Origin of the sequence: Paenibacillus aceris, from assembly GCF_017874035.1 — a bacterium.
GTDB lineage: Bacteria > Bacillota > Bacilli > Paenibacillales > NBRC-103111 > Paenibacillus_E > Paenibacillus_E aceris.
The window spans coordinates 1-25,335 of record NZ_JAGGKV010000042.1 but is presented as its reverse complement, the minus strand read 5'-3'; the positions used below and the strand labels follow the sequence as shown (position 1 = coordinate 25,335).

Annotated in this window: 19 protein-coding genes, 2 tRNA genes and 1 rRNA gene; 6 read left to right on the top strand and 16 right to left on the bottom strand. The window is 45.8% G+C overall.

The window, feature by feature from the left end; translation table 11 throughout:
* The first annotated feature begins 241 nt into the window (after positions 1–241).
* Both J2Z65_RS34350 and J2Z65_RS34345 read left to right on the top strand, forming a co-directional pair.
* Positions 242–315: transfer RNA gene (locus J2Z65_RS34350), tRNA-Arg, on the top strand.
* A gap of 228 nt (positions 316–543) precedes the next feature.
* On the top strand, positions 544–1,803 hold the full coding sequence (locus tag J2Z65_RS34345) for a sensor histidine kinase (RefSeq protein WP_167067317.1): 1,260 nt from the start codon (positions 544–546) through the stop codon (positions 1,801–1,803).
* Positions 1,804–2,368: 565 nt separating this feature from the next.
* Here the strand turns inward: J2Z65_RS34345 and J2Z65_RS34340 are convergent.
* The 4 genes from J2Z65_RS34340 to J2Z65_RS34325 form a co-directional block, all read right to left on the bottom strand.
* Positions 2,369–4,714 carry a helix-turn-helix domain-containing protein gene (locus J2Z65_RS34340; RefSeq protein ID WP_167067320.1) on the bottom strand — a complete coding sequence of 782 codons (2,346 nt, stop codon included), beginning with the start codon at positions 4,712–4,714 and terminating at the stop codon, positions 2,369–2,371.
* A 76-nt stretch (positions 4,715–4,790) separates the two neighbouring features.
* Positions 4,791–6,317, bottom strand: a complete 1,527-nt coding sequence (locus tag J2Z65_RS34335) for an extracellular solute-binding protein (RefSeq protein WP_240160044.1) — start codon at positions 6,315–6,317, stop codon at positions 4,791–4,793.
* 34 nt (positions 6,318–6,351) lie between these two features.
* Entirely contained in the window at positions 6,352–7,254 is a 903-nt protein-coding gene (locus tag J2Z65_RS34330) for a carbohydrate ABC transporter permease (RefSeq protein WP_167067323.1), read from the bottom strand.
* A gap of 21 nt (positions 7,255–7,275) precedes the next feature.
* Positions 7,276–8,196 carry an ABC transporter permease gene (locus J2Z65_RS34325; RefSeq protein ID WP_338111810.1) on the bottom strand — a complete coding sequence of 307 codons (921 nt, stop codon included), beginning with the start codon at positions 8,194–8,196 and terminating at the stop codon, positions 7,276–7,278.
* 245 nt (positions 8,197–8,441) lie between these two features.
* Between J2Z65_RS34325 and J2Z65_RS34320 the strand changes: the two genes are divergently transcribed.
* From J2Z65_RS34320 to J2Z65_RS34305, 4 genes are all read left to right on the top strand, one after another.
* Positions 8,442–9,650, top strand: coding sequence for an MFS transporter (locus J2Z65_RS34320; protein WP_167067326.1), 1,209 nt, complete (start codon positions 8,442–8,444; stop codon positions 9,648–9,650).
* A 134-nt stretch (positions 9,651–9,784) separates the two neighbouring features.
* Entirely contained in the window at positions 9,785–10,324 is a 540-nt protein-coding gene (locus tag J2Z65_RS34315; RefSeq protein WP_193581132.1) for a sigma-70 family RNA polymerase sigma factor, read from the top strand.
* Positions 10,321–10,755 carry an anti-sigma factor gene (locus tag J2Z65_RS34310; protein ID WP_167067329.1) on the top strand — a complete coding sequence of 145 codons (435 nt, stop codon included), beginning with the start codon at positions 10,321–10,323 and terminating at the stop codon, positions 10,753–10,755. The genes J2Z65_RS34315 and J2Z65_RS34310 overlap by 4 nt, the downstream gene beginning before the upstream one ends.
* A 24-nt stretch (positions 10,756–10,779) precedes the next feature.
* Entirely contained in the window at positions 10,780–12,006 is a 1,227-nt protein-coding gene (locus tag J2Z65_RS34305) for a hypothetical protein (RefSeq protein ID WP_193581133.1), read from the top strand.
* Positions 12,007–12,261: 255 nt separating this feature from the next.
* Here J2Z65_RS34305 and J2Z65_RS34300 read toward each other — a convergent pair whose 3' ends face one another.
* The 12 genes from J2Z65_RS34300 to rrf all read right to left on the bottom strand — a co-directional run.
* Positions 12,262–12,423: a small acid-soluble spore protein P gene (locus J2Z65_RS34300; protein WP_167067331.1), complete on the bottom strand. Its 162-nt coding sequence runs from the start codon at positions 12,421–12,423 to the stop codon at positions 12,262–12,264.
* 14 nt (positions 12,424–12,437) lie between these two features.
* Positions 12,438–12,587, bottom strand: a complete 150-nt coding sequence (locus tag J2Z65_RS34295) for a hypothetical protein (RefSeq protein WP_167067333.1) — start codon at positions 12,585–12,587, stop codon at positions 12,438–12,440.
* Between the two features lie 23 nt (positions 12,588–12,610).
* The gene (locus tag J2Z65_RS34290) at positions 12,611–12,955 is read right to left on the bottom strand and encodes a hypothetical protein (protein WP_167067336.1); all 345 of its coding nucleotides are present in this window, start codon (positions 12,953–12,955) and stop codon (positions 12,611–12,613) included.
* A 111-nt stretch (positions 12,956–13,066) separates the two neighbouring features.
* A complete protein-coding gene (locus tag J2Z65_RS34285) occupies positions 13,067–17,212 on the bottom strand; it encodes a choice-of-anchor I family protein (protein ID WP_193581134.1) in 4,146 nt (1,381 codons plus the stop codon).
* A gap of 505 nt (positions 17,213–17,717) precedes the next feature.
* Positions 17,718–17,802, bottom strand: a tRNA-Ser gene (locus tag J2Z65_RS34280).
* An 83-nt stretch (positions 17,803–17,885) separates the two neighbouring features.
* Positions 17,886–19,166: a serine--tRNA ligase gene (serS, locus tag J2Z65_RS34275; RefSeq protein ID WP_167067340.1), complete on the bottom strand. Its 1,281-nt coding sequence runs from the start codon at positions 19,164–19,166 to the stop codon at positions 17,886–17,888.
* Between the two features lie 91 nt (positions 19,167–19,257).
* On the bottom strand, positions 19,258–19,836 hold the full coding sequence (gene pdxT, locus J2Z65_RS34270; protein ID WP_167067343.1) for a pyridoxal 5'-phosphate synthase glutaminase subunit PdxT: 579 nt from the start codon (positions 19,834–19,836) through the stop codon (positions 19,258–19,260).
* Entirely contained in the window at positions 19,836–20,717 is an 882-nt protein-coding gene (gene pdxS, locus J2Z65_RS34265) for a pyridoxal 5'-phosphate synthase lyase subunit PdxS (protein WP_167067346.1), read from the bottom strand. The genes pdxT and pdxS overlap by 1 nt, the downstream gene beginning before the upstream one ends.
* Before the next feature lie 117 nt (positions 20,718–20,834).
* Positions 20,835–22,178, bottom strand: coding sequence for a serine hydrolase (locus J2Z65_RS34260; RefSeq protein WP_167067348.1), 1,344 nt, complete (start codon positions 22,176–22,178; stop codon positions 20,835–20,837).
* A gap of 118 nt (positions 22,179–22,296) precedes the next feature.
* Positions 22,297–23,754, bottom strand: coding sequence for an IMP dehydrogenase (gene guaB / locus J2Z65_RS34255; RefSeq protein WP_167067351.1), 1,458 nt, complete (start codon positions 23,752–23,754; stop codon positions 22,297–22,299).
* 154 nt (positions 23,755–23,908) lie between these two features.
* Entirely contained in the window at positions 23,909–25,126 is a 1,218-nt protein-coding gene (locus tag J2Z65_RS34250; protein WP_240160045.1) for a putative glycoside hydrolase, read from the bottom strand.
* A 104-nt stretch (positions 25,127–25,230) separates the two neighbouring features.
* Positions 25,231–25,335, bottom strand: a 5S ribosomal RNA gene (gene rrf / locus J2Z65_RS34245); the annotation flags it as partial.

Below are 25,335 nucleotides of genomic sequence, written 5' to 3'. Positions count from 1 at the left end.
GAGGAAACGAGCGGAAACAAACGCAAATTAACGTAATTCTAAGGTTACTGTTTCTTACACTGGTAACTCTCCGGAATTAGGGGGTCAAACCGTTGAAACATGAAATCCAACGATTTAGCTCAAATAGCGCCCTGTAGTTCCCTACCGCACAATGCACTACCCGAAACTCACTTACACGTTGAATGTTGCCACCCAAATGGTTGCGCCACACAAGGCTTCGTGCTATTATTATCCTTGCTATGCGCCCGTAGCTCAGCAGGATAGAGCAACAGTTTCCTAAACTGTAGGCCGGATGTTCGAATCATCTCGGGCGCGTCACATAGGATTAGTCCACAAATAAAAAACCAGAAGACGAGATGATTTTTTTTCCGCTTCTGGTTTTTATTTTTACTATCTATTATGGTAAATTATGCGTCATTTTGAGTGCAAAACGGAAAGTACATGGTATAATCTTACTGTACAGTTAGGTAATGACTCCTACCAATCGAACATTAACCACAAATGCCAGGAGATAGGCTATGTCACTGAAAATGGTGCGAATTTATGAGATTTAATTATGACTTAAGTAAGTTCCTACTTAATATTTTGTTCATAATGTTCCCATTAATCTTCTATCAATTTACAATTCAAGAAAAGATGAATGAAACAAAAGCTTTGAAAAATATAATCATCTTTTTTTTATTTGCCACCCCAATGATTTTATGTATGTACTTTCCTCCTGTAGAAGAAACAAGTTTAATATTTGATCTTAGAATTATTCCTTTAATAATAGGTTGTTTGTATGGTAACTCTATAACTTCTATTTTGTTATTTGTCTCGCTTATTGTTGTTCGTTTCATGATTGGTGGCTCTGGCGCTTATTTAAATTTAATTTCTTCCACGCTATCGTTCGTTGTAATCATAACTTTTTCAAAAAGATATCATTCTTTCAGTTTAATGAATAAAATCCTCTCCTCTTTCTTACTCTCTTTTATTTGTAAAATGATTGGGATATCAAGTATTTTGATCATTGATTCTGATTATGATTTACTGTCTGCTTTTGAGTTTTATATCGTCCAAAGTTTATTCATGGGCTTAGCTATATACATAATTGAATCTATTAGGAGAAATGCTGAACTTAAAAAAGAACTCATATTTTCAGAAAAAATGAACGTCGCAAGTGTAATTTCAGCATCTGTTGCGCATGAAATTAGAAATCCGCTGACCGCAGTTAGAGGATTTCTTCAACTACTTACTCAAACAGACCTAAAACCAGACAAAAAACAGATGTACGGAGAAATTTGCTTAGCAGAAATTGATCGCGCGGAGCAAATTATTAATGATTACTTGTCATTAGCCAAACCATATCCAGAGGTAGTAGAAAAGTTGGACATAGGTGAAGAGATTCAATATATTTGCAATATTTTAACCCCCCTTGCAAACCTTACAGGAGCAGAAATACAGGTAAAGCAAGATTACCAGTTGTTTGTATCAGGTGACCGACAAAAGCTAAGACAAAGCATCATTAACATTGCCAAAAATGGGATAGAAGCAATGGCAGATAAGAGCGGAGTGCTTAAAATTGAAGCTTATAGGAGAAATAATGAAGTGATTCTCTCCATTAGCGATACTGGAATTGGCATGACAAATGACCAAATTAATCGCCTAGGAATGCCTTATTATTCTAATAAGGATAAAGGTACTGGTCTTGGAATGATGGTATCCTTTGGCTTTATAAAAGGTATGTTGGGAAATATTAATGTGAAAAGTGAAGTAGGAAAAGGAACCGTATTTGATATTGCTTTTCCCTTATTGAAAATGTAACCAGTTGAGGGTATGAGCAAAGCCTGACGAAAAAAGCCAGTTCAACGGAATTATTTCCGCTGTCTGGCTTTTTTTATCGCCTATCCACATGTGAATAGACTACCTACCCACCTCACCCGAAAAATCAGCGTTATCAACATGAGCACAAGTAGGGGCTTTTTCTAACAATATTAACAGCGAAAAAGAGGGAGGGTTATCCCCAAATTAGCTGGCAGGGGCTCTGAGCAGTAGTACTCAGGTAAGGGGATACCTGTACTTTGTACAATAAAATAACTGAAATCTGGCCTCAACTCGCAGCTTCGTTGTACTTTGCGCAACGTTTAGGAGAGGGAGGAGTGGAATTCGCACCATACAGGTAAAAATGAGTGTAGTTAATGCAATGAAGCGCATAATTGCGAGGTAAGACCGCATCTACGTTGTATAAAGCACAACATAGCCAGCGTTTTAGCGTGAAGTGGGAGTCCTCCGCGCACAAAAGAAGTCGCTACGTGGGTTAAACCCCACAACTGGTATAGCCTCATCTAAAAAAAGCCCACCGCATCAAAACAAAAGCGGTAGGCTTCAATTACTTCCCACGGTCCCGATATTGACCTGGCGTCATATTCTCATACTTCCGAAAAAGACGGATAAAATACGAAGGCTGGTATCCGATCTGCTCGGCAATCTCATTGACCTTTAAATCGGACTCGACCAGCAGCTTCTTTGCTTTATCCATACGCAGGGAGATCAAGTAGTCGATGAAATTCACGCCGTTGATTTGCTTAAATGCTTTGCTCAACGCGTAGGTTGTCGTATTGAAAGCATCCGCGCACTCCTCCAAGGAGATATCACTGCTCATAAATCGCTCTTGAATCCGGTCTGTTACACGCTCCACCAATCGCTTCATATGGATGTCCTGGTACTCGTTCAAGCCCTCGATATAAGGCGAAATGACCTTCGTCTGGAAGAAGCGAACCATCTGTTCCGGACCCCGCAGCTGATTCAACTGCTCATACAGGTTGTAGCCCTCGAAGAAATGATGCGGGTTGAATCCTGACTCCAGCATCGTATGCAGCATACTGCCGAGTACCTGCATAGCACCTTCCTGCAGCAGCTTTTCTTTGCTCGACTGGCGTACAAGCTCATGAATGAAACTCTCGATCAGACTCAGCGACTGCTCGCTTTGCCCCATGCGGATAGCCTGCATCAGCTCTTTCTCCAATGCAAACGGATAATGCACATCGTCATTGGTGCTTGGTAACATCTCTTCTAAATCAAGCACTTGATGATCAGCTTTCAGATCCCGATAGCGGATGGAGCTGCGCAAGAACACCAAAAGCTGAGGCAGATCCTGCACATGAGAGGTCAAACGACCCATACAAACGGTGGTCTGCATTTTAAGAAGAGAGCTAATGGTATGTCCCAAATCATCCGCCAGCAGATACAGCTCATCTTTGGCCTGCTGTTTCGGCCGATCCATCGGGTAGGAAAGTAGAATACCAACCGTCATATCCTGAAAGTTCATAATCTCTGCGTTATGGTTTCTTGTTCTCACGATTTCTTGCGCAATATTGGCAGCTGCGAAAGTAGCAAGTTGTTCCTCGTTTTCCAGAAACCGGCCATCCTCTTTGGCAAATCCGTTAATCTGTACGAGCAGCAGCACGAACCACTGGGAGTCCGTCTGCCAGTCGAAGCTCTCCATTCTCCCTCTTAGCTCTGTTTCGCTTAGGGAGTAGAAATGCCCCTGAACCAGCTGCAAGAGGAAGGCGGACCTCAAGGCAGGATAAGCCTGATCCAGCTTTGATTCCAGTGCTCTGCTTTCCTGACTTAAATGCCTCCACTCTTGCTCAATAAAGGCCAGATCATCCCCTTGGCTTTCTTGATTAGGCTTATAATCTTTAATGACATTCACCAGCCGCACAATCGGTTGATAAATTCTTTTGGAAGCCACCCACGAAAGCAGTACAGCCAAGAGAAGCCCTATTCCCCCAATACTGAGCATACTTCTGGACATAAACTCCACAGGAGCCGTCAATTGCGACAGAGAAGTCGCCGTTACGAACTTCCACAGAGTGCCTGAACGGAAGAACTGGCCATACGCCACGGAATAGGACTGTCCTTTGCGGTCTAGGATGTACGAACCTATTTCATCCGTCCTGCTCATAACACTTTCCCGTACAGCCGCTTCTAACTGGGCATGCTCCTCGTTCCCGTTGTTTTGGGAGATGATAATATGCCCGTCCTTGCTCATCAGAAAAGAGGCACCATTCGGATCCGTGGCCATTTCTTCAACCATTTGCACTAATTTCTCTCGATCTAGATATAAAATAAGTGCCCCGTATGGCTCCCCTACACTAGGAAGCTTCTCAATTAAAGCAATGGAAGTGGACCCTGGCTTCCCATTGACCTTGGGCAAGGTCTCCCACCAGAATACGCCCCGCTTTTGCTCCATTAACGTATGGAAAATATCCCGCTCCTGATCACTCCTGATCGGAACAATCCCTTCGCTATCCGATATAATGACGGGGTTCTTCCGGTCCAAATAGAGCTGCGCCTGATCAATTAAAGGGTAGGCGCCTTTCATAACGCCCAGAAAGCGATATAGATTTTGTGTCGTGTTATATTCCTCTATGAGATTCATATCCGCAAGCCTGGAATCCATTCGGCTATCCAGAGACCACTGCGTGGCCGCGAGCTCAAGTTGAGCCAGGTTATCATTCATACGATCCATCGTTTTCTTCAACAGGGTATCGTGGTTGCGCATAATCTCTTTCTCGATGTGAGCGCGTCCCGTAATATACGAAGTGTACCCGATGATGGCTGTAGGCAAGCTGGTAATGCACAACACCAAGATCAAGCTTCTACGATAAAAATTACCCCTGCCGGAACGATGTGTCCACCAATACCAACTCTGCCTCCATCGACTCCACATCGTCTATCCCTCTTTCATCAAATACCGAAATCCCCCGCGACAGCACAATTTTTTGGCGTCGGGGGGGTAGGTATTATTATTTCGCGCTATTGCGCTTCTGATAAGCGGCATTCATTTCTTCCGTGATTTTCACCAAATCCGGATCTGTCTTTAACTTAGCTACGTAGCTGTCCCATGCGCTAAGTGATTCTTTGCCCATAATCACTTTGGTCTTCATGTCTTGAATTTTCTTTCTGAGCTCCGTACCTACCTTCTGGTTCGTATCGGAACTCAGACCTAGTGAAGGGTCGCCAGCACTGATTTTTACTTTTTCATCAATGATTTTTTTGTTGCGTTCCAAATAATCGTTCGGCATCCCTGTACGGTAAGCACGCAGGTATTTGTCATATTTTAAGAAAATTTGACCTAACGCTTGTTGAGCAACAATATCTTTCTTTGCTTGCTCGGTCGGTGTCTTAATACCGTCTTTCTCTGTATAGTGGACATCCTTCAAACCAAAGCTTGCTAGATCATAACCTTCTTGCGTAGCGCCGTAATCCATGAATTTCAACAGCTGCTTCACTTTCGCTTCCGGCACAGATTTCGGTATAGCGTACATGCCGAAGAATCCGCTGTCTTTGTTCGAGTAGCCATTCAACGAAACTAATGGGATAAAGTCTGCTTTCGGGTTTGTTTTACGCAGTTCCTCAGTCGGTTCCCAAGCAGCTTCAGCTGTATCCTGGAAGCCTCCGCCACGGTTCGCTTTCAGCAGGTCCTTGGCTTGTGTATTTTTAAGTACCGCGATATCCTCAGGAATCAATTTCTCTTGGTAGGCACGGTTCATCCAAGTAAGTGCGTCCTTCACTTCAGGCAGTACGTTTACATTGACCAGCTTGCCATCTACAAGCTTCCAATCGCCATTCACTTTCGTGAAGCTGTTCTGCAGCTGCCCCATGTAGGACATGCCGTTTTGGTCAACGAAACCGATATACCCGATCGTATCATTTTTTCCGTTGCCGTCCGGATCCTTCTCAACAAAGGCTTTCAGTACGGTATATAGTTCATCCGTTGTTTTCGGAATTTCTAAATGTAAAGTATCGAGCCAATCCTTGCGCAGGTAAGGGAATCCGCCGCCATCCGTAGGACGGGCACGAGGAATACCGTACGTTTTGCCGTCAGCTTGCTTCGTGTTTTCCCATGATTCCTTCGGATATTGCATCAAGTTCGGATAGTCCTTAAGCATCGGCGTCAATTCCCAGAATGCGCCTTGCGCAACCATGCCGCGTACTTGAGCGCTGAATGGGTCATCCAGCAGGATCAGGTCAGGAATATCGCCTGAAGCCAGTGTTACGTTGATTTTATCACCGTAGTTGTTTGGTGAAACCCAAGTGATTTTCAGCTTCGTATTCGTTTTCTTTTCGATCTCTTTGACAATTACATTATCCGGTCCCGGAGGCTCCGGCGTGTAATACATTGTCATGATGCTGATCTCGGTCGGCTTCGCGGATGCTGCTTCTCCCGCGCTGTTAGCCGGTGTGCTGTCTTTGCTTCCGCATGCTGCAAGCATGGAGGAAACCAGAAGGGTGGATGCGACTGCGCCTATTGCTTTCTTTTTCATAATCATTATTGTACAACCTCCCCAAATGTTCATCAATTATCTATTCTTTAACCGAACCTACCATGGCACCTTTGGCAAAATGCTTTTGAAGGAACGGGTATACCAACAAAATTGGAATGGTTGCAATGACCACTGCAGCCATTTTGAGCGTTTCCGGCGGAATCCGCTGCTCGGACATCATTTCGGCCGCGGCACCGCCGCCAGCTGCTGTTGAAGCGTCAATCAGCATGTTTTGCAGTAAGACCTGAAGCGGCTGCTTCGTGAAATCATTGATATAAAGAAGTGCTGTAAAGAAAGTGTTCCAATAAGCTACCGCGTAAAACAGTCCGAAAGCAGCAAGCGAAGGCAGCGACAGCGGCAAAATAATGCGATACCAAACACTGATATCATTACAGCCATCAATTCGTGCCGATTCCTCCAGACTCGCCGGAATGCTGTCGAAGAAGCCTTTCATCAGCAGTACATACCAGCCGCTTGTTAAGACGGGCAGGATGAGCGACCATGTGCTGTTAATCAGATGCAGGTCCCTCACTAACAAATACGGGGGAATGATCCCCGGGTTGAACAGGGTCGTCAGCAGAATGAGCAGCATGATGAACTTGCGGCCCTGAAGCCTTTTACGGGAAATCGCATAAGAAAGACAGGATGTCACCAGTAAGCTAAGCGCTGTCCCGACTACAGCTAGGAATACGCTGTTTCCTATAGCGTGCAGGAAGGCATCGGTGGACATCAGGTACTTATAGGATGCCAAGCTCCATTTGACGGGAAGCAGCTTAAATTCACTGGAAATATAGCTGGATGGGTCGCTGAACGAAACGACAAACACATAGTAGAGCGGGAAGAATGTGATAATTCCCAGTATGCCCAGCAGGATAGCGTTCACCGCGTTAAATACGCGATCGCCTTTGGATGCAATAGTTGTAGATACATGTTCAGAAGACATCAAGGATTCCTCCTTCCCTTTCTAGTAAACGCCATCTTCGCCAAATTTCTTGGCCAGCCTATTAGCACCGATGACCAGCAGCAATCCGACAACTGATTTGAACAAACCGACTGCGGTACTATAGCTAAATTGACCTTGCTTCACGCCAAGCCTGTACACATACGTATCGAACACGTCCGCTACCTCGGACACTGCCCCATTCATCATCAAGAACACCTGCTCGAAGCCGACATCCATGATATGACCGATCCGTAGAATTAAAAGAATGATAATGACAGAACGAATGCCCGGCAAGGTGATGTGCCACATTTGGCGGAATCGGCCGGCGCCGTCCATTTTGCCCGCTTCATATAATTGGGGATCAATGCTCGCCATAGACGCAAGGAAGATAATTGTTCCCCACCCTGCATCCTTCCAGATGGATTGAGCCGTCAGCATGCCCCAGAAATAGTTTTTATTCGTCAAAAAGTCGACTTTCTCAAAGCCTAGCGAAACCAGCATTTGGTTAATCGCCCCATCCCCCGTAGAAAACAATAGGAAGGTGATTCCTACGATAATGACCCACGATAAAAAGTGAGGCAGATACACAATGGATTGAATGACTTTCTTATATACCATATTTCGTACTTCGTTCAGCATTAAAGACAGTAGAATCGGTAATGGAAAAAAGAGAACTAATGATAAAACGTTAATGGCTAGTGTATTTCGGAAGAGTGTGAAGAAATCCGGATTGGAGAAGAACCGCGCAAAATGCTCCAGTCCTACCCACGGGCTCCCCGACATGCCTTGATAAGGTGAATAGTTTTGAAAGGATATGACAATTCCCCACATAGGCACATATTTGAAAATAAGGAAGTAGAGCAGCCCCGGAAGCGCTAACACATATAAAAATTTGTCCCGAGCGATGCCTGACCAGACTTGTTTCAATCGACTCGCGCCCACTTGTATTCCTCCATTCTCATTGTGATGATGTCGGCTGGCGAGTGGTAAGCCTAACGACAAGACTCAATGTACATGGCGGCCCCGTTTCCTTCAATCATCCATTTTTGTGAGGCCAATATAGCGGGAAACCCAGGCTTTTCTAAGCAATTTCCACGCGTTGCCTTATTTTGCAAACATCCTGACATAGCCTTGCTACAGTCGATGTTCTATAATAAATGGTAGATTAGGTAGGAAAGGAGCTCCCCGTGACAATTAACAAAATTCCAAGCTCTTATCGCATTCCTTTATTTTGCGCGGTTACTTTGCTGTTCTGGATGTCCATGTATACGAGCGTTCCCATCATGGCGCCCTATGTGGAATTCCTTGGCGGGAATCACCAACTGGCGGGATGGATCGTTGGCATGTATGGGATTTCCCAAATGCTCCTGCGCATCCCTGTTGGCATCATGTCGGACCGTTTCCATAAACGGAAGCTTTTTATTACGTTCGGACTGTTTTTTACAGCCATTGGCGGACTTGGCCTCTGGATTACCCACGATTTCACGTGGATTCTAATCCTCCGGGCATTAGCGGGCGCAGCCGCAGCAACATGGGTCGACTTCACTGTCTTATTCACGAGCTACTATAAGCATGAGGAATCCACAAAAGCGATCGGCACGATCTCCTTTTTCAACTCCTTAGGCCAGGTGCTCGGCATTCTCTCCGCCGGATGGGCGGCAGATTCGCTCGGCTGGGAGGCAGCTTTTATCTTAGGCGCACTGCTGGGGCTACTCGGGTTCATCGGTTCTTTCTTTTTGGTCGAAAAAATAGAGCCGGATGCACCTAAAATTACAATGCGCGGAATCGGGGCCGTCGCCACAGACCGCACGCTCCTCTTCGTGTCCTTGCTTGCTATTTTGTCGCAAGTGCTGATCTTCGCTACGGTTTTCGGGTTTACCCCCGTCTATGCCACATCGCTAGGGGCCGATAAATTTTCGTTATCCATGCTCTCCTTATTTGCCAATGTACCTGTTGCACTAGCTTCCTTATTCGGTGGACGGAAATGGGCGGCCAAATATGGCGAGAAGCGAATGGTTGTTTGGGGCTTTATCCTAATGGGGGTATTTACATTTACGATACCTTTTACGCATCATTTATGGGTGCTTATGATAACACAGGCTTTTGCCGGTTTTGGGCGAGGACTTTCTTTTACACTGCTGATGGGAATGAGTATCAAACATATGCCTGCAGAAAAGCGGGCGACAGCAATGGGCTTTTTCCAAGCCATTTATGGACTGGGAATGTTCGTTGGCCCTGTACTCATGGGCGTGATCGGAGATTGGTTCTCTTTGAATCAGGGCTTTATCGTGCTTGGTATTCTTGGTGTGCTTAGCGCTCTTCTGTCTCAGTGGTTCGTACGAAACACGTCTAAGATGCCCGCTGTCAAATCCAGCAGCTCTACCGCTGCGCTTTAACTGATAAAGAGCGGATCTTCAAGATTCGTTCTTTTTCTTTTGCCTCAAGTGCAGGGGTAACCATCGTCACCTTCGTCTATTCATGCGGAGAGGAGGAGAAGCACATTCAGGAACAAGAGCTTGTAACACGCATATTGAATGGTGATGAGGCGGCATTCCGGGAACTTGTTGCGACTTATCGTCAATACTTGTTCCAAACGATCTTTGCCATTGTACGTCATACGAAGGATGCCGAGGATTTATCGCAGGATGTCTGGTCCCGAATTTACTTCTCCCTCCCTCAGTACCAGATGAAAGGGCTCAAAACCTGGATGACCCGCATTGCGGTGAACCGGGCCATTGATTTCAAACGCTCGGCCAGCAGGCGAAGGGAAGAAATGACGGCAGAGATGGAAGTTACGATTCAAGCGGGTCAAACCGCGGCAACTCATCTTTCATCGAGTGGCGGTGTGGAACAAGAGGTGTTGATGAAGGAGACCAGCGAGCTCGTCCGCCGGAAACTTCACCAAATTCCCGCCAATTACCACGAAGTATTAACGGCCTATTATATCCATCATCAATCGTACCAAGATATCGCTAGTGCCCATGGGGTGACGGTAAAAACGATCGAGTCCAAGCTGTATAGGGCCAAGCAGTGGCTCCGCAACAACTGGAAGGAGGAGGACTTCTTGTGAAACACTATCATGAACAAGCCTGGAGTCAGTATGTTAACGGGCAGCTGCCGCCAAGCGAAATAGGCGAAATGGAACAGCATTTATACGGATGTGAGGATTGTTTAGCCCTGTACATGATCTGTATGGAGCAAATGACAACGACGCTGCCCGTCATGGCAACGGAAGAGCAGAAGTATGTGGACGCTGTTCTCGCACGTACGATGGGCACCAAACGCTCCTGGTACCGCTCCACGATGCTACACTACGGGATTGCCGCGGCTGCTACGCTGATTCTGGTGGCTACTGGCATTTTTCACGGATTGTCGCAAGAGTTGGGACCTCCCAGCGCGCTGCAGCCCGCTCCTCCTTCGGAGTTAAAAATCGATCAACCGATATCGGACAAATTATTAAATAAAACGCTAAGTTGGCTGGATACCCTGCAAAACAAATAAACCACAAGGAGGTTTACACTCTAAATGCCTAACAAAAGCAGCCTCGTCGCTTTCCTGTTGTCCTTCATCCCCGGAGCGGGTCATCTCTATATGAATCGAATCTTTCGCGCTGTACTTTACGGAGTTGGATTCTTTGGATCGCTGTTTCTCATGTTCGTAGGCGCAGCAATCCTTCACGCTCATGGAGATTTTCTCGTTTTTATGCTTATCATCGCTGCCATCGTTGGGGTCGTGAATATGATCGATATGCTAGTCTTCCTGCTGCGCTCTCAGCCTTATTACGGGCCGCAAGGAGCCCCCTACGGACCTGAGCCTTATGCGCACACAGCCTCTTGGGAGCCTAACCCTTACGCCGTTCATGCTGCCTCACAGCAGGAAAGAACCAGGGTCATGCTGCTCTCCTTCATCCCTGGTCTGGGTCACTTCCAGCTGGGTCTCATGCAGCGCGGACTAACCGCTATGGTTTCCTTCTTCGGAGTTGCCGTTCTTGTCTTTTTCATCACCATGATGACCAACAATGACAGCTTCGTTGCTTTTCTCTTGGCTATGCCGGTGTTGTGGTTCTATACGATGTTCGATGCGCTTAAGCAGCAGGAGCGTAAGCAAGCGGGACTAGAGCTTATAGACCGCAGTCTCTTCGACGACTTTCACCTAGGCGATGATCATGGCCGCAAGAACCGGACCTTGGCGACCATTATCGCCATTTTCCCAGGTGCTGCTCACTTGTATCTCTCGATGAATAAACGCGGCATTCAATTAATGGCGATTTTCTTGTTCTCCATCTATGTGCTGGATGTACTGCGGCTATCCCTTTTCTTCTTCTTGATCCCGATTCTGTGGTTTTTCAGCTTCTTTGATGCCTTGCAGAACATCTCGAAGTATGAAAACGGCACGCTGATAGATAAACCAATCGTCGAAAACTGGACGGCGTATCATCGCTCCATTGGCTTCGTTCTCATCCTGCTCGGCGGCTACTATGTCTTCAAGGAAGTCATTGTCCAGTTCCTATATCAGCTATTCCCGAATGCAAATTATATGTACTGGCTGAACAACTTCGGCCAAACGTTAATCGTAGCTGTGATTCTCATCGGCGGAGGCATTAAATTATTGCTTTATCGAAAAACGCGGCCTGTCCACGCAGAGCCTTCACCCGCTTCCTACTCATCTTCCTATTATCCAGACAAGGAAAATACGGAAGCAGCTCCACCCCAGGTTTACTTAGAAATAAACGAAAAAAAGAACCCTTTTTAAGGGGTTCTTTTTTTGTCGGTGTTTTTTGGATTTCTTTTTAACTTGTTACACGTAAACCTTTAGGAAAATCTGCTTATAAAACACGGTAAGTGTCTTTGGCACATCCCCTCCAGCCTGATTATAACAGGTATGAAAGTCCTCTTTGCAACGGTTTTTGTTTCGCGGAATGCTCCAACGGAACCACACCTCTCTGCTCACCGACAAGATATAGTATGTCCGGCTTAGCGAACTTTAATCATCGTCCGGAAAAAATTTTTAATGGCCGTGGCCTGCGCCTTCACCATGCCCATTATTCCTGGAATGGTTCCGATTTTTCACTTTCTTCGATCCCGAAAGAGGATCCTGCTGTTGTTTGCCCTGATTATTCCGGGTTGCTTTCTGAGACGGGTCCGCTACTCCATAGGCATCTGGCTTCATCGTGTTCATTCCCCCTAGTTATGTTCATGATTCAGAGCGTCTTGATGTCTACGATCATTGGCTTGCTGCTGCATCTGCTGAGCCTGATGACTGTTTACAGGGGCTGCTTCGAGATCTTTAGCTACATTTTGCAAATTTTTATCAGGTGCTTTTTGCTTTGTCATGTGAGTAAACTCCCCTCCACAGTTTATACGTGTGTGACCCTATGCAAGGCTTGTGCGCATTCATGAATGTGGCGAACGTAGTCATCGACCAGGTTTTGCACGACATCACCGGTTTCGTCAATGTGAGTAGTGCCCTGCTGTACATCCATCAGTTCCACATTAACCTCTCTGGCATCCACGTAGTTGACTTTAAAATCGAAATTGTAGCCTGTATGCCCACCCGCCTCAATATGAACCCTAACGGTCTGGGAATCGGCCTCATCGGCCCAAACACGCGCCTGATCGGTAGGCTGCAGTGTTGTAGGGAGAACATTGCTCCACTCTTGTACCAATTCCGCTTGATCAATTGTCAGCTTTTCATTGCTCATAGGTAACACCTCCACATGTTTAAAATGCGGAAGGCACACGGCTTTTATCCATGTAAAAAAACAACAACTCCACTACAGCATAAAGCCATAGGGAGTTGTATAGAATTGCTGCTATTTCACCATTTGCTGCAGAAAAATCGCCAGCATCTTCGCTGCTTCTTGACGTGTTGCAGTGTCTGCTGGGGCGAAGAGATTTCCGGCTTTACCGGAAATGATTCCGGCCTGCTGCAGAGCTTTAGCTGCCTCCAGCGCATAAGCAGGGATGTCAGATTGATCTGTAAAATCTGCTGCTTGCACCGCCTTCGACCAGTCATGCCCCATATAAGTAGCAAAGCGGGTAATCATCGCCGCCATCTGGCCGCGGGTAATCTTCGCCTGAGGATCGAATTCACCTGCGCGCACGCCGCTCGTAATGCCCTTCTCAGCTGCCCATTGCACGGATTTGGCATAATAGCTGTCCGCTTTGACATCCGTAAAGCCTGCGCCTGTATAGGAGCTCAAATCTACATTTGCCATACGGGCTAGAATCAGAGTGAAATCAGCTCTTGTTATATCAGCTTCAGGAGCGAATGCATTCTCTTCGACTCCGTTCAGGATATCTCTAGCAGATAAGTACGTAATGTAGTCTTTAGCGAAGCTTGAAGCCGTATCCTTGAAAGATGTTTTCATATAACCAACAGCATACTGCGAGAAATGCTTTACATTAAAGATTAATGTCCCAGAAGCCGCATCGTAAAAGCTGTCGGTTACCTTGACGATTTCACCGTTCTCAGCGATGTAATAGGCTACAATGGCGTTTACATCCTCACCAGTCCCCGGTTTATAAGGAACTTGAATCTGAGCCGTTCCCCCATTGAAGCTAGATACTTTTTGACCGCCTGCGGTTATCGTAAAATCAAATATCGGACGGTCACTCACAGCCGCCTTCACAGCTTCTCTCGCCGCGGGTGTCATACTCTCCGTTATCTTGTTAATATCCGCTTTGCGTATAGAAATCGAGACCTCACCGCTAGTCGCGGCAGAGGAAATTGTGGACACGGTTTTCTTGTCAAAAGAAATTTGCCCGATTCCTGCGTTAATCTTAATTTCTGAAGCTTGGCTGTTTGCAATCTTACTTATTGCTTCTGCAGGCAGCTTAACGATCATTTGCTGCGAAGCTGCATCTGCAGCTGCATGGATCTCAAGGACGGTTGATTTTCCAGTCGATGCGGACATATCTTTCAAAGCTTGCGTTACTTGGGCCACAGAAACATTTGCGACAGAAGCTCCTGTACTATCTTTTTCCACAGAAGGAGTAATGATCGGCTTATCGCTGTTGGCCACCGGGTCTGTGACAACAACTGCCGGTGGAGTCGTTTGCCCAGATTGTGACGAACCGCCGCCTCCACTTTCATGGGAATACACCATTACATTAGCTTCTGCAGCTCCGTACCCATCAGGGCTAATTGCAGTAATCACTGCACTGCCTGAGCCCACGAAGGATACATTCCCCTCTGAGCTTACTGCAGCAACGGAAGGATTAGACGACGTCCATTGTACCGTGCCTGTTGTGACTTCATTTCCTTGAGAATCCTTTACCGTTGCAGTTAGCTTTGCCGAGGCAGCGCCTAATGTAACGGAGATTGCGGATTTATCCAAAGTAACTTTTTGAACGTTCAGTTGATATACGGCTACAGTTCCGCCTACTTCGTTAGCAACTAACAGGAGCGGGTTGCCGTTCGGGCTAATCGACGCAGGAATAAATTCTATACCTTCAGGTCCTGTATCTGTATTCAAGTTATCTTTTGGAGTAAATACACGGGAATTCGTGTAGTTGATGAATTTTGCATTAGCCGGGTCTGTTACATCATAAGTCATAATACCGCCTACACGCTCTAAACCAATGAAAGCCAGAACCTTGCTGCCGACTTTATTTACTTTAATATCTTCCGGCTCGGGACCTTTCTTGGAGCTTCGGTCATCCATCGCTGTTTTACTATTGCTGGCATTGAAATTGTTTGGTAAACGCTGTGCCGTCACTTTCTCGAATTCATTGCCACTGTCATATACTTGATTCATCGTATTAGCTTGCCAAATAGAGAAGGAACGTCCGCCATATAAATAAATACTGTCATTGCCCATATCCCCAGCAACCTCGACACCGTCATAGGCGGCTTTACCGGCCAAGAAAATAGCTGCCGCCGAGTTCGGTGCTAGACTGCCTTTCATGGCTCCAATGGTGCTTCCATTGGTTCTAACGCCAGGCCACTCTGTGACATCGCCCTCATTTGCTGTAAACAGGTACGGAACTCCGTTAATCGTTTGCGTAGAAATGCCGTCCGGCATAAACATACCGTAAAAAGGGACATTTTCAAACTTAATCATATTGTCTTTGACAAGATCAAGGGAGTTGCGGGCAAGATTCAAATCCTTTAAACCTAGCCCTTTTACGGACAAAAGTGTTTTTGAAGCTATATCCACTGTTCCAATTGCATTGTTTTCTTGGAAAGAAACATAAGCTTTGGTGTTATCTTCGGAAATAGCGATATATTCCGGCTCCAAATCAAACACTGCATCTGCTTTCTGCCCTACCCCCGTAACAGCGCCAGTTGCTGGATCAGAAGCACCGCGAATATGTACTTTATCGTCGATGATCGAGGCATTGTTGAACTTAACAAGGGAAACCACATCATTAGTTGTATCAACGATCGTGACACTTCCTTCAGGGTCAGCCCCGCTCGTGCGCGGCTCTCCTTCATTGGCGGTCAAAATATATCTGCCATCCGATGTAGATTTGATCATATCCGGCTGTATACCTGATTCATAAGATTTCAGAACCGTGCCTTCGTAGTCTATGACAAGGATTTTCCCTGGTTTCTTGGAATCAAGCTCTTGAACGGATAAAGATATACGTTTCGTCTTCGTATTTACATCCACACTCGTCAGATCACCGTATAGAAACCCGTCCTTTTCAACCAGATCCTTGATCGTGATCGTTTTCTCTTTGACTAACCCTTGGACAAGGTCTAAACGAACGATTTCCAAGCTAGGCGGATTGCCTGAACCATTTACCAAATAAAACTTATTATTATCCTTGTTATACTTAACAATTTCAGCTACTCCGCCATCTTTATTAGTAACGCCTACAGCAAACTGTCCGATTTTCGATATGCTCAAAGCGTCATTAACGGTTTGTAGAGGCTGGATCGTTAATGACAGGTTTTGACCGTATTGCGTAAGCATACTGTCTGTTACTTTGACATAAACACTAGTTGTCACAGACGTTCCTTGTGCAGGCGAGCCATACACTTCCCCAGTGATTGAATTGATAAATAAGCCACTTGGAAGACCAGTTGCTGAGAAAGAGTAAGGTGGTTTACCACCATATACGTTCATCATGACAGAGTATGCCGTTTGTTCAAACGCATTAGGAAAACTTGTGTTCGTATAACCGAGTGGAGAAAACCATTGCCCGTACGCTCCATATTTAGGGCCTTTTATCGCTCGCTCTTGGTCGGTTGTTGCCGCTCCAGTGATATCGAACTGTCCGAAGTCAGCTTTATTGTTATCCGTGTCCGTTAGCGCTTTCCGGCGAATAGACTTTTGTTTCGATGTTCCTTCTGCGGAACCCTTAGGATAGTCGAATTCATAACCATCTATATCAGTTTGAATATCTACATTATCGCCATCGTTGCTTCCCGTACCGACCATATCCACATAGCCAGCAGGCTTCGGATTATTGGCAAAAGGATTCTTGTTGGCAATGTCCAACTTGGTCTGATTGCTCAAAAGAGCTACCTTCATCCCTTTGTTGTTGATCCAACGTCCCGTCCATAACTGGTCATATGTAGCCGACAAATTAAATTTAGGAGCACCTGCTCCTGTAGCTTGGCCAAGAATAAGGAAAGAGGACTTTGCTTTAATCGTGCCGACCAAGTCCAGCTTCTGCCAATCGCCGGTTGGCCCTGTTTTTGCCGATGAACCACGATCCGCGTATTGTAGGGACCATCCACCCAGATTCACATCTTGATCTGTAGGATTATATAACTCAATAAAACCATGGGACGAGGCTGTGTTACCGGTATCCGTGGATAATCCTCCGCCATAAATCTGGTTAATAAACACGTGAGGTACGTTTACATCATAAGTGCCGTTCGCTTGATACGGAGTACCAGGTATAACAATGTTATCCGCCGCTGAAATTATGGAGCCAAACGAAGTTATACTTACAGCCGCCGATAAAATAACGGATAGTACTCTTTTGCTAACTGTATTCAACTGTTGCTCACTCTCCCTCTCATGGAATATCTCGTCCATTATAAAAAAAGGGATACCCATTAAATACACACTTTGTGTTAAATTATTTTGAATTAATTGTAAATGGCCCTAGGGAGATCATCAAAAGTAACAACTACAGGGCGCTATTTGTGCTCGATAGGCAGTTTTCCGGTTGTTAACGGAACTACAGGGACTTATTTGCCTCCAGGAGCCTCAAATCGCTTCATATAGGCAAAATAGCGGAACAGAGCTCCCTCTTGATTGCCAAATCACTGCCATTGGGGTAAATAGCGGACTATTGTTCTCATTAGCAACATGTGGCCATCTATAGCCTTTGCAGTCAGCCCTATTTTAGAAGTGTCTCATACCTAGAGAATACTTCGAGTTGGATTCGGTTCAACGGTCACACAAATAAAAAACGCACCAGACCGTGTATTCAACAGTCCAGTGCGTTTCAGCGCTTTATGCCCCATGTAGTTTAACTATTGGGGTATTACCATGGTTACGGAGAGGGTGGGATTCGAACCCACGGAGGCTTGCACCTCGGCGGTTTTCAAGACCGCTGCCTTAAACCACTCGACCACCTCTCCACGATAGGTGTCTCCTGTTGAGGAGACAACCTTGTGCAGTGACAAAAAGCATTGTATCATATAACCCCGATAAGAAGCAAGTGCTATTTTTTCGTGATTACTTTTACGTTGTTCATGTAAGGAATAAGAACCTCAGGCACAACAATCGAACCGTCAGCTTGCTGGTAATTTTCAAGAATCGCTGCAACGGTACGTCCAAGCGCTAAGCCTGAACCATTCAGCGTATGTACGAATTCAGGTTTCGCCTTAGCGTCTCTGCGGAAGCGAATGTTTGCTCTGCGTGCTTGGAAGTCCTCGAAGTTACTGCAAGAAGAGATCTCACGGTAAGCGCCGCTGTTCGGGAGCCAAACTTCCAAATCATACGTCTTCGCCGATGTGAAGCCAATATCACCTGTGCATAGGGATAACACACGGTATGGCAGCTTCAGTAGCTGTAGAACGCGCTCAGCGTGCCCTGTGAGCTTCTCCAGCTCATCATAGGAGTCTTCGGGCTTAACCAGCTTAACGAGCTCAATTTTATTGAATTGATGCTGTCTGATCAGGCCGCGCGTATCTCTTCCAGCCGAACCTGCTTCCGAGCGGAAGCAAGCGCTGAACGCAACGAAATTAACAGGCAGCTGCTCAGTTGTCAAAATATCTTCCCGGTGATAGTTCGTAACCGGTACTTCCGCCGTAGGAATTAGGAAATATTCCGAATTCTCCACTTTAAACACATCTTCCTCAAACTTCGGAAGTTGTCCTGTACCCGTTAAGCTATCACGGTTAACGATATATGGAGGCAGCATTTCTTCATAGCCATGCTCATCGCTGTGCAAATCCATCATGAAGTTAATTAGCGCTCGCTCTAATCTTGCACCAAGCCCTTTGTAGAAAACGAAACGCGAGCCCGTTACCTTCGCCGCTGCTTCGAAATCCAGGATGCCCAGCTCTTGCGCTACTTCCCAGTGTGGCTTCACTTCAAAATCGAACTGCGGAATTTCGCCTACTCGGCGCAGTTCCACGTTCTCTTCTTCAGATCGGCCAACAGGAACGCTAGGATGAGGCATATTCGGGATCGAGAGGAGTACTTGTTGTAAGGATTCATCCAATACGCGAATCTCGTCATCCAGCTCTTTAATGCGGTCTCCGACCACTTTCATTTCCTGAATCAGCTCATCGGCATTCTCGCCGGCTCTTTTGCGGCCAGCCACCTCTTGCGAAACAGTGTTGCGGCGGTTTTTGAGCTGCTCTGTTTCTTGCAGAAGCTCTCTGCGCTTTAAATCTAATTCTGTAAAACCGTTCAGCTCTTCAATCTGCTTACCACGGTTCTGCATGGCAGCTTGCACGGCTGCCAAATCGTTTCGAAGTAACTTTACATCAAACAAGGAGATTCCTCCGTTAGCGCAAAATGGTTGTATATGGAAGCAAGCACCCTTACCGGAATATCCGGTGTTATCAAGGTGCTTGTACCATCAATTATGCTAGACTTTGCTTTACCATATCTAAGAAATAGCTGTGCAGACGGAAATCGTCCGTCAGCTCAGGGTGGAACGAGGCTGCAAGGAGATGCCCTTGCTGCGCTGCGACGATCTGGCCGTCATACGTGGCCAGTACTTCTACGCCCGGTCCCACTTTCTCAATCAGTGGGGCACGGATGAACACCGCGCGAACGTTCTCGTCAATGCCTTTGATTGGCAGATCCGTTTCAAAGCTTTCGCGCTGACGGCCAAACGCGTTGCGAGCCACCGTTATATCCATCAGCTCAAGATGAGCTTCCGGCTGTCCGGTGATCTCTTTCGCGATGACAATCAACCCCGCGCAGGTGCCGAAAATCGGCTTGCCTGCTGCAGAAAATTCCCGAAGCGCATCAATAAAGCCATATGTGCGCATCAGCTTACCAATTGTCGTACTCTCTCCGCCAGGTAGGATAATGCCATCGAGATCAGCTAGCTGCTCTGTACGCTTGACTACAACGCCCTCAGCGCCGGCCTTCTCAATGCCACGAATATGCTCTGCTACCGCGCCCTGAAGCGCGAGAACCCCAATCTTCGTCATTACCAGCCGCGCTCCTGCATACGCTCGGAAGCTTGCAGCTTGGAAATTTCGATTCCCTTCATAGGGGTACCTAGGCCTTTGGAGATTTCTGCGATCAATTTAAAATCCGTATAGTGTGTTACAGCTTCTACAATGGCTTTCGCGAATTTCTCAGGGCTGTCTGATTTGAAAATACCGGAACCTACGAATACACCGTCAGAACCCAAGTGCATCATTAAAGCAGCATCCGCCGGTGTAGCCACGCCGCCTGCAGCGAAGTTAACAACTGGCAATTTACCTGTTTCATGTACTTGCAGCATCAATTCATAAGGAGCTCCAAGTGTTTTCGCTTCAAACATCAACTCATCTTTGGACATCGCTTGAACTTTACGGATTTGGCCTTGAATCATACGCATATGACGCACAGCTTCAACGATGTTGCCTGTTCCTGGCTCACCTTTGGTACGAAGCATGGATGCTCCTTCGCCAATTCGGCGCAAAGCTTCTCCAAGATCGCGGCAGCCACAAACGAAAGGAACCGTGAAATCACGTTTATTGATGTGGAAAACTTCATCCGCAGGTGTTAATACTTCACTCTCATCGATATAGTCAACGCCCAGAGATTCCAGGACTTTTGCTTCTACAAAGTGCCCGATTCTTGCTTTCGCCATAACCGGAATGGATACGACTTTCATAACCTCTTCAACGATAGTTGGATCAGCCATACGGGATACCCCGCCAGCCGCACGAATGTCAGCAGGTACGCGCTCTAGCGCCATAACAGCGGAGGCACCAGCTGCTTCTGCGATTTTTGCTTGCTCGGCGTTCATAACGTCCATAATAACGCCGCCTTTTTGCATTTCGGCCATACCTGTTTTAACGCGGGATGTTCCTGTTTCCATTCTTTATTTCCTCCTATACCTATGTGCGAATTATACAGTTTCCTACACGATTCGATAGTAAACTTCTAAACAAACATTTTACATGAAGGAGGGGCATTATACAACCCATTATCTGGTCTAGGAACCACCCTTTATCCCTTTAAACATGTCGCCAAAGAAGTTTTTGATGGAACGGAACAGCAACCGGATCCAGCTTCCTTTTTTGACATCGTCATTAGCAATAAGATCTACCGTTTTCTCTTGTCCATTGTAGCTAACTTTTACTTTACCCAGCGTATCGCCCTTCGCAATTGGAGCTACCAATTTGCTTTCTTCAAGCGGTTCAGCTGTGATTTTGAAATCAGTGTCTTTTGCGCCTTTTTTAGTAACGAACGTTAAGCCTGTTTTTGTTACTAGAGGCACTTGCGTTTGAACACCTTTCTTAATGTTTACAACTTTCAAAGAATCTATTTCTTGTTTCGCATTTAGATAAGGTTTAATTTCAAAATTATTAAATCCGTAATCCAGCAGCTTCCTAGTTTCGTTGAATCGTTCAGGTTCTGTCTTCGTGCCCATAACAACCGTAATAAGCCGCATCCCATTTCTTTCCGCAGTCCCCGTAAAGCAGTAACCGGCATCATCGGTCGAACCTGTTTTCAAACCATCCAGCCCTTGGTAAGCATATTTCTTGAAATTCGCATTCGTTGAATTGCCTTCCAACATCCAGTTCCAGTTGATCATTGGCGTTTTATCGGTCGGTCTTAGTTTCAAAGATGGAATTTTCGTGAATTCTAAAATTTCTTTATGATCTTTTAAAATGTTATAAGCAAGGATCGCCGCATCCCGCGCTGTCATTTTAGTTTCGCCTTCAATGGATTGAGGCGGATTCTTCAGATCGGCACGTGAAAGTCCTGTAGCGCTGATAAAATTAGCTTTATCGGACATGCCTAATTGCTTAGCCTTCTCATTCATCATTTTCGCAAAGTTTTCTTCTGAACCTCCTCCAAGGAGCTCGGCAAAAGCCACGGAAGCATCATTCGCAGAATAAATGGACATCGCATTAAACATATCTTTAAATGATAATGTTTCATTTTCTGCAATGAGTTGTCCGGAACCAATAACATCAGCGGCATTTTTAGAAGCAGTGACTTGTGAGTCCCACTTAAATTTGCCTTCCTTGATGCTCTCCATAGCCAAGTATTCCGTCATCATCTTCGCCATACTAGCCGGTGGAAGCGCCTCGTCGGCATTCATTTCATAAAGAACTGCGCCTGTGCTGGCTTCCATAATAATTGCGGATTTGGCATTGACCTTAAGTTCATTCCCCGTTGGTGCTGTAGTCGTCGTTGGTGCCGTAGTAGCAGCTGGTGTTTTTGTATCTGCGGCAAACGCCGGTTGTATATGTAAAAGTACGGATTGAGCAATTAAACTAACACCTAACACCAAAGCAATCTTTTTCTTTGTAAAACTAAAAAATCTCACAACTTCACTCTCCCTAGTAATTTTTATAACATTTTATATTGTAACACACCCTATTAGACAAAAAAAAGAAGACGCAGGTTCAAATCCTGTGTCTCCAATTATATCCACATTGTGACAATTATAAAGAGTAATTTGGCGCTTCTTTTGTAATTTGGATATCATGCGGGTGACTTTCCTTTAATCCTGCGCCTGTGATCCGTACAAATTGCGTATCGTGAATCAATTCTTGAATGTTGCGTGCGCCGCAATAGCCCATACCTGAACGAAGTCCGCCAACGAGTTGATAAACCGTGTCCGCCATTGGTCCTTTGTATGCTACGCGACCCTCAATACCTTCCGGAACAAGCTTACTCTCGTTCTCTTGGAAATAACGGTCTTTACTGCCTTCCTTCATCGCACCTAACGAACCCATACCACGGTAAACCTTGAACTTACGTCCTTGGAAAATCTCCGATTCACCCGGGCTTTCATCTGTTCCAGCAAAAAGGCTGCCAATCATAACCGCACTCGCTCCAGCGGCAATCGCTTTTACCACGTCACCGGAGTACTTGATCCCGCCATCAGCGATAATTGGAACACCGAACTCAGCAGCTGCTTGCGCACAATCATAAATAGCTGTAATTTGCGGTACACCGATTCCTGCAATAACCCTTGTCGTACAGATCGATCCTGGTCCGATACCAACCTTCACCATGGATGCCCCGGCTTGGATGAGATCACGAGTACCGTCACCTGTAGCTACATTTCCTGCAATGATAGGTAGATTAGGATATTGAGCTCTGAGCTTTTTGACCGTTTCCGCGATGTTAATGTGATGGCCATGTGCTGAGTCCACTACGATTACATCGATTCCGGCTTTGACAAGCGCCGCTGCTCTGTCCATTACATCCTTAGAAACGCCTACAGCTGCCCCAACAAGTAAACGGCCCTGAGCGTCTTTGGCGGAGTTAGGGAACTGAATCGCCTTCTCAATATCTTTAATTGTAATAAGACCTTTTAGTTCAAAATTATCATCGACTAGAGGCAGCTTTTCAATTTTGTGCTTTTGAAGAATACCTTCCGCTTGTTGAAGCGTCGTACCGACTGGAGCCGTTACAAGGCCTTCACGCGTCATAACTTCCTTGATTTTGATCGAGTAATCATGCACAAAACGCAAGTCCCGATTCGTCAAAATCCCAACTAGCTTATTCGCCTCGTCCACAATTGGCACACCAGATATCCGGTACTTCGCCATTAGCTCTTCCGCGTCATAAACATGATGCTCCTTCGTTAAGGAGAAGGGGTTTGTAATAACACCGCTCTCTGAGCGTTTAACGCGGTCTACATGCTCCGCTTGAAGCTCAATCGGCATATTCTTATGGATAATCCCAATTCCGCCTTCTCTCGCCATTGCAATGGCTAAAGCAGATTCCGTAACAGTATCCATTGCGGAGCTAATGAACGGGATGTTTAATTTCACATGAGGTGCAAGGACCGTTGAAACGTCGATCTCCTTACCGAACACTTCAGACTTTCTTGGCACCAACAGCACATCGTCAAACGTTAAACCTTCCTTACCAAACTTGTCTTCCCTCACAACACATACTCCTCCTTAGATCACTCTATTCAATAACTTCGTCATAAGCAGCCTGCTCATTCTATATGATTGCAATCTTAACAAAAGCCCATTTTTCATGTCAAGGAAAAGGACCCATCCCGAGATCCGCAACCATCCGAATAAGAACATTCGGTTAACGATAGGAGTATATGCTGTTCGAATTCCATAATAAAAACTGTTCCACCCCCTGTTCCTTGGCCGCTTTAATTTGCTCCTTCACATCAACATTTCCATATGTCTTATGAGGCTTCACCCAAGTTGCCGTAAAATCCTGATACCAAGGCCTAATTTCTGCTACTGGAACACTTCCCTGCAGGAGTGTGTTGTTTTTTCCATTAGCATCGCTGATTGCCTTATGAATTATCGCATAGGGCTGCAAATCAGGATATTTAACACCATACATCCCATTGGAATAATGGGAGGGGTATAGCATCGGCGAGATATAATGCACCTGCTTGCTAATCATTGACCAATCTTGCCCTATGCCCATGTCATTGTCCGAAGAAGTAGTTAAACCAAACACGTCGGCGGACAGATAGGCCTGATTGCCTATTCGCTCCTTAGCTTTTTTAAGAAAAGCCTCAATGACCTGTGCCTTTGTCCATTTCATCGGATTATCAAATTTGACTTCAGCATCGACCCTTTTGCTGTTTTCGGGAAATCTCACATAGTCGAATTGAATTTCATCAAAGCCTAACTGAGTCGCTTCCTTTGCGATTTGAAGATTATAGTCCCATACTTCATCCTTGTAGGGGTCCACCCAAGCTACTCCTTTGTTATCTTTCCAAACGCTGCCTTGAATAGTTTTCATCGCATAGTCGCTTTTCTTCTTGCTCAAATAAGGATCTTTAAAAACAACAACACGTGCAATCGTATAAATTTGCTTATTCTTTAACCTCTGCAGCGTCCCCTTCAAATCGCGAATAATTACATTGCTATTGGCCCCGATCTCATTCACCAATGGCACCGCCGAGGCATATGTAACTTGTCCTGAATCGTTCTTCACATCAATAACCATCGCATTTAAATCCGTTTGGTCTACCAAATTAATCAACTGCTCAAATTTATTTCCTACCGCTGACCAAGCAGAAACATAGATACCTTTAACCACCTTTTTAGCTGGCTCTTGCCGCTGTGCCGGTTGTTCTGTAGAAGGAGCCACTTTCTTTGGTTCCACTTCCAAATTAGAAGCAGATCGTGTATCGGTCAAATTAGTTAAGGAGTGAAGTGGCTCCATCTCCTTCTTCGCAGCGTCCATTTTAACCGAACATCCGCTAACGACCGCAACTTGTATAACCATAAAACAAAGTAAGAAGTTACCTAACCATTTCCTAACGAAAAATGCACTCATACCAATCCCTCCTTATAGGGCTAGTATGGTTTGTTACGACGTATTGTACTGATGTAAAAAAAAGAGTCTTCTTGGAATTTCTTCCAAAAAGACTCTTTCGTTGTGCTTGGCAATGTTCTACTCTCCCAGAACCCTGCGGTTCAAGTACCATCGACGCTGGAGGGCTTAACGGTCGTGTTCGAGATGGGAACGCGTGGGTCCCCTCCGCC

Excerpts from the sequence above, each read along its gene's own strand:
- J2Z65_RS34345 (WP_167067317.1), top strand. The coding sequence starts at position 544 with ATGAGATTTAATTATGACTTAAGTAAGTTCCTACTTAATATTTTGTTC.
- J2Z65_RS34340 (WP_167067320.1), bottom strand. The coding sequence starts at position 4,714 with ATGTGGAGTCGATGGAGGCAGAGTTGGTATTGGTGGACACATCGTTCC.
- J2Z65_RS34335 (WP_240160044.1), bottom strand. The coding sequence starts at position 6,317 with ATGATTATGAAAAAGAAAGCAATAGGCGCAGTCGCATCCACCCTTCTG.
- J2Z65_RS34330 (WP_167067323.1), bottom strand. The coding sequence starts at position 7,254 with ATGTCTTCTGAACATGTATCTACAACTATTGCATCCAAAGGCGATCGC.
- J2Z65_RS34305 (WP_193581133.1), top strand. The coding sequence starts at position 10,780 with ATGCCTAACAAAAGCAGCCTCGTCGCTTTCCTGTTGTCCTTCATCCCC.
- J2Z65_RS34300 (WP_167067331.1), bottom strand. The coding sequence starts at position 12,423 with ATGAAGCCAGATGCCTATGGAGTAGCGGACCCGTCTCAGAAAGCAACC.
- J2Z65_RS34295 (WP_167067333.1), bottom strand. The coding sequence starts at position 12,587 with ATGACAAAGCAAAAAGCACCTGATAAAAATTTGCAAAATGTAGCTAAA.
- J2Z65_RS34290 (WP_167067336.1), bottom strand. The coding sequence starts at position 12,955 with ATGAGCAATGAAAAGCTGACAATTGATCAAGCGGAATTGGTACAAGAG.
- pdxT (WP_167067343.1), bottom strand. The coding sequence starts at position 19,836 with ATGACGAAGATTGGGGTTCTCGCGCTTCAGGGCGCGGTAGCAGAGCAT.
- pdxS (WP_167067346.1), bottom strand. The coding sequence starts at position 20,717 with ATGGAAACAGGAACATCCCGCGTTAAAACAGGTATGGCCGAAATGCAA.
- J2Z65_RS34250 (WP_240160045.1), bottom strand. The coding sequence starts at position 25,126 with ATGAGTGCATTTTTCGTTAGGAAATGGTTAGGTAACTTCTTACTTTGT.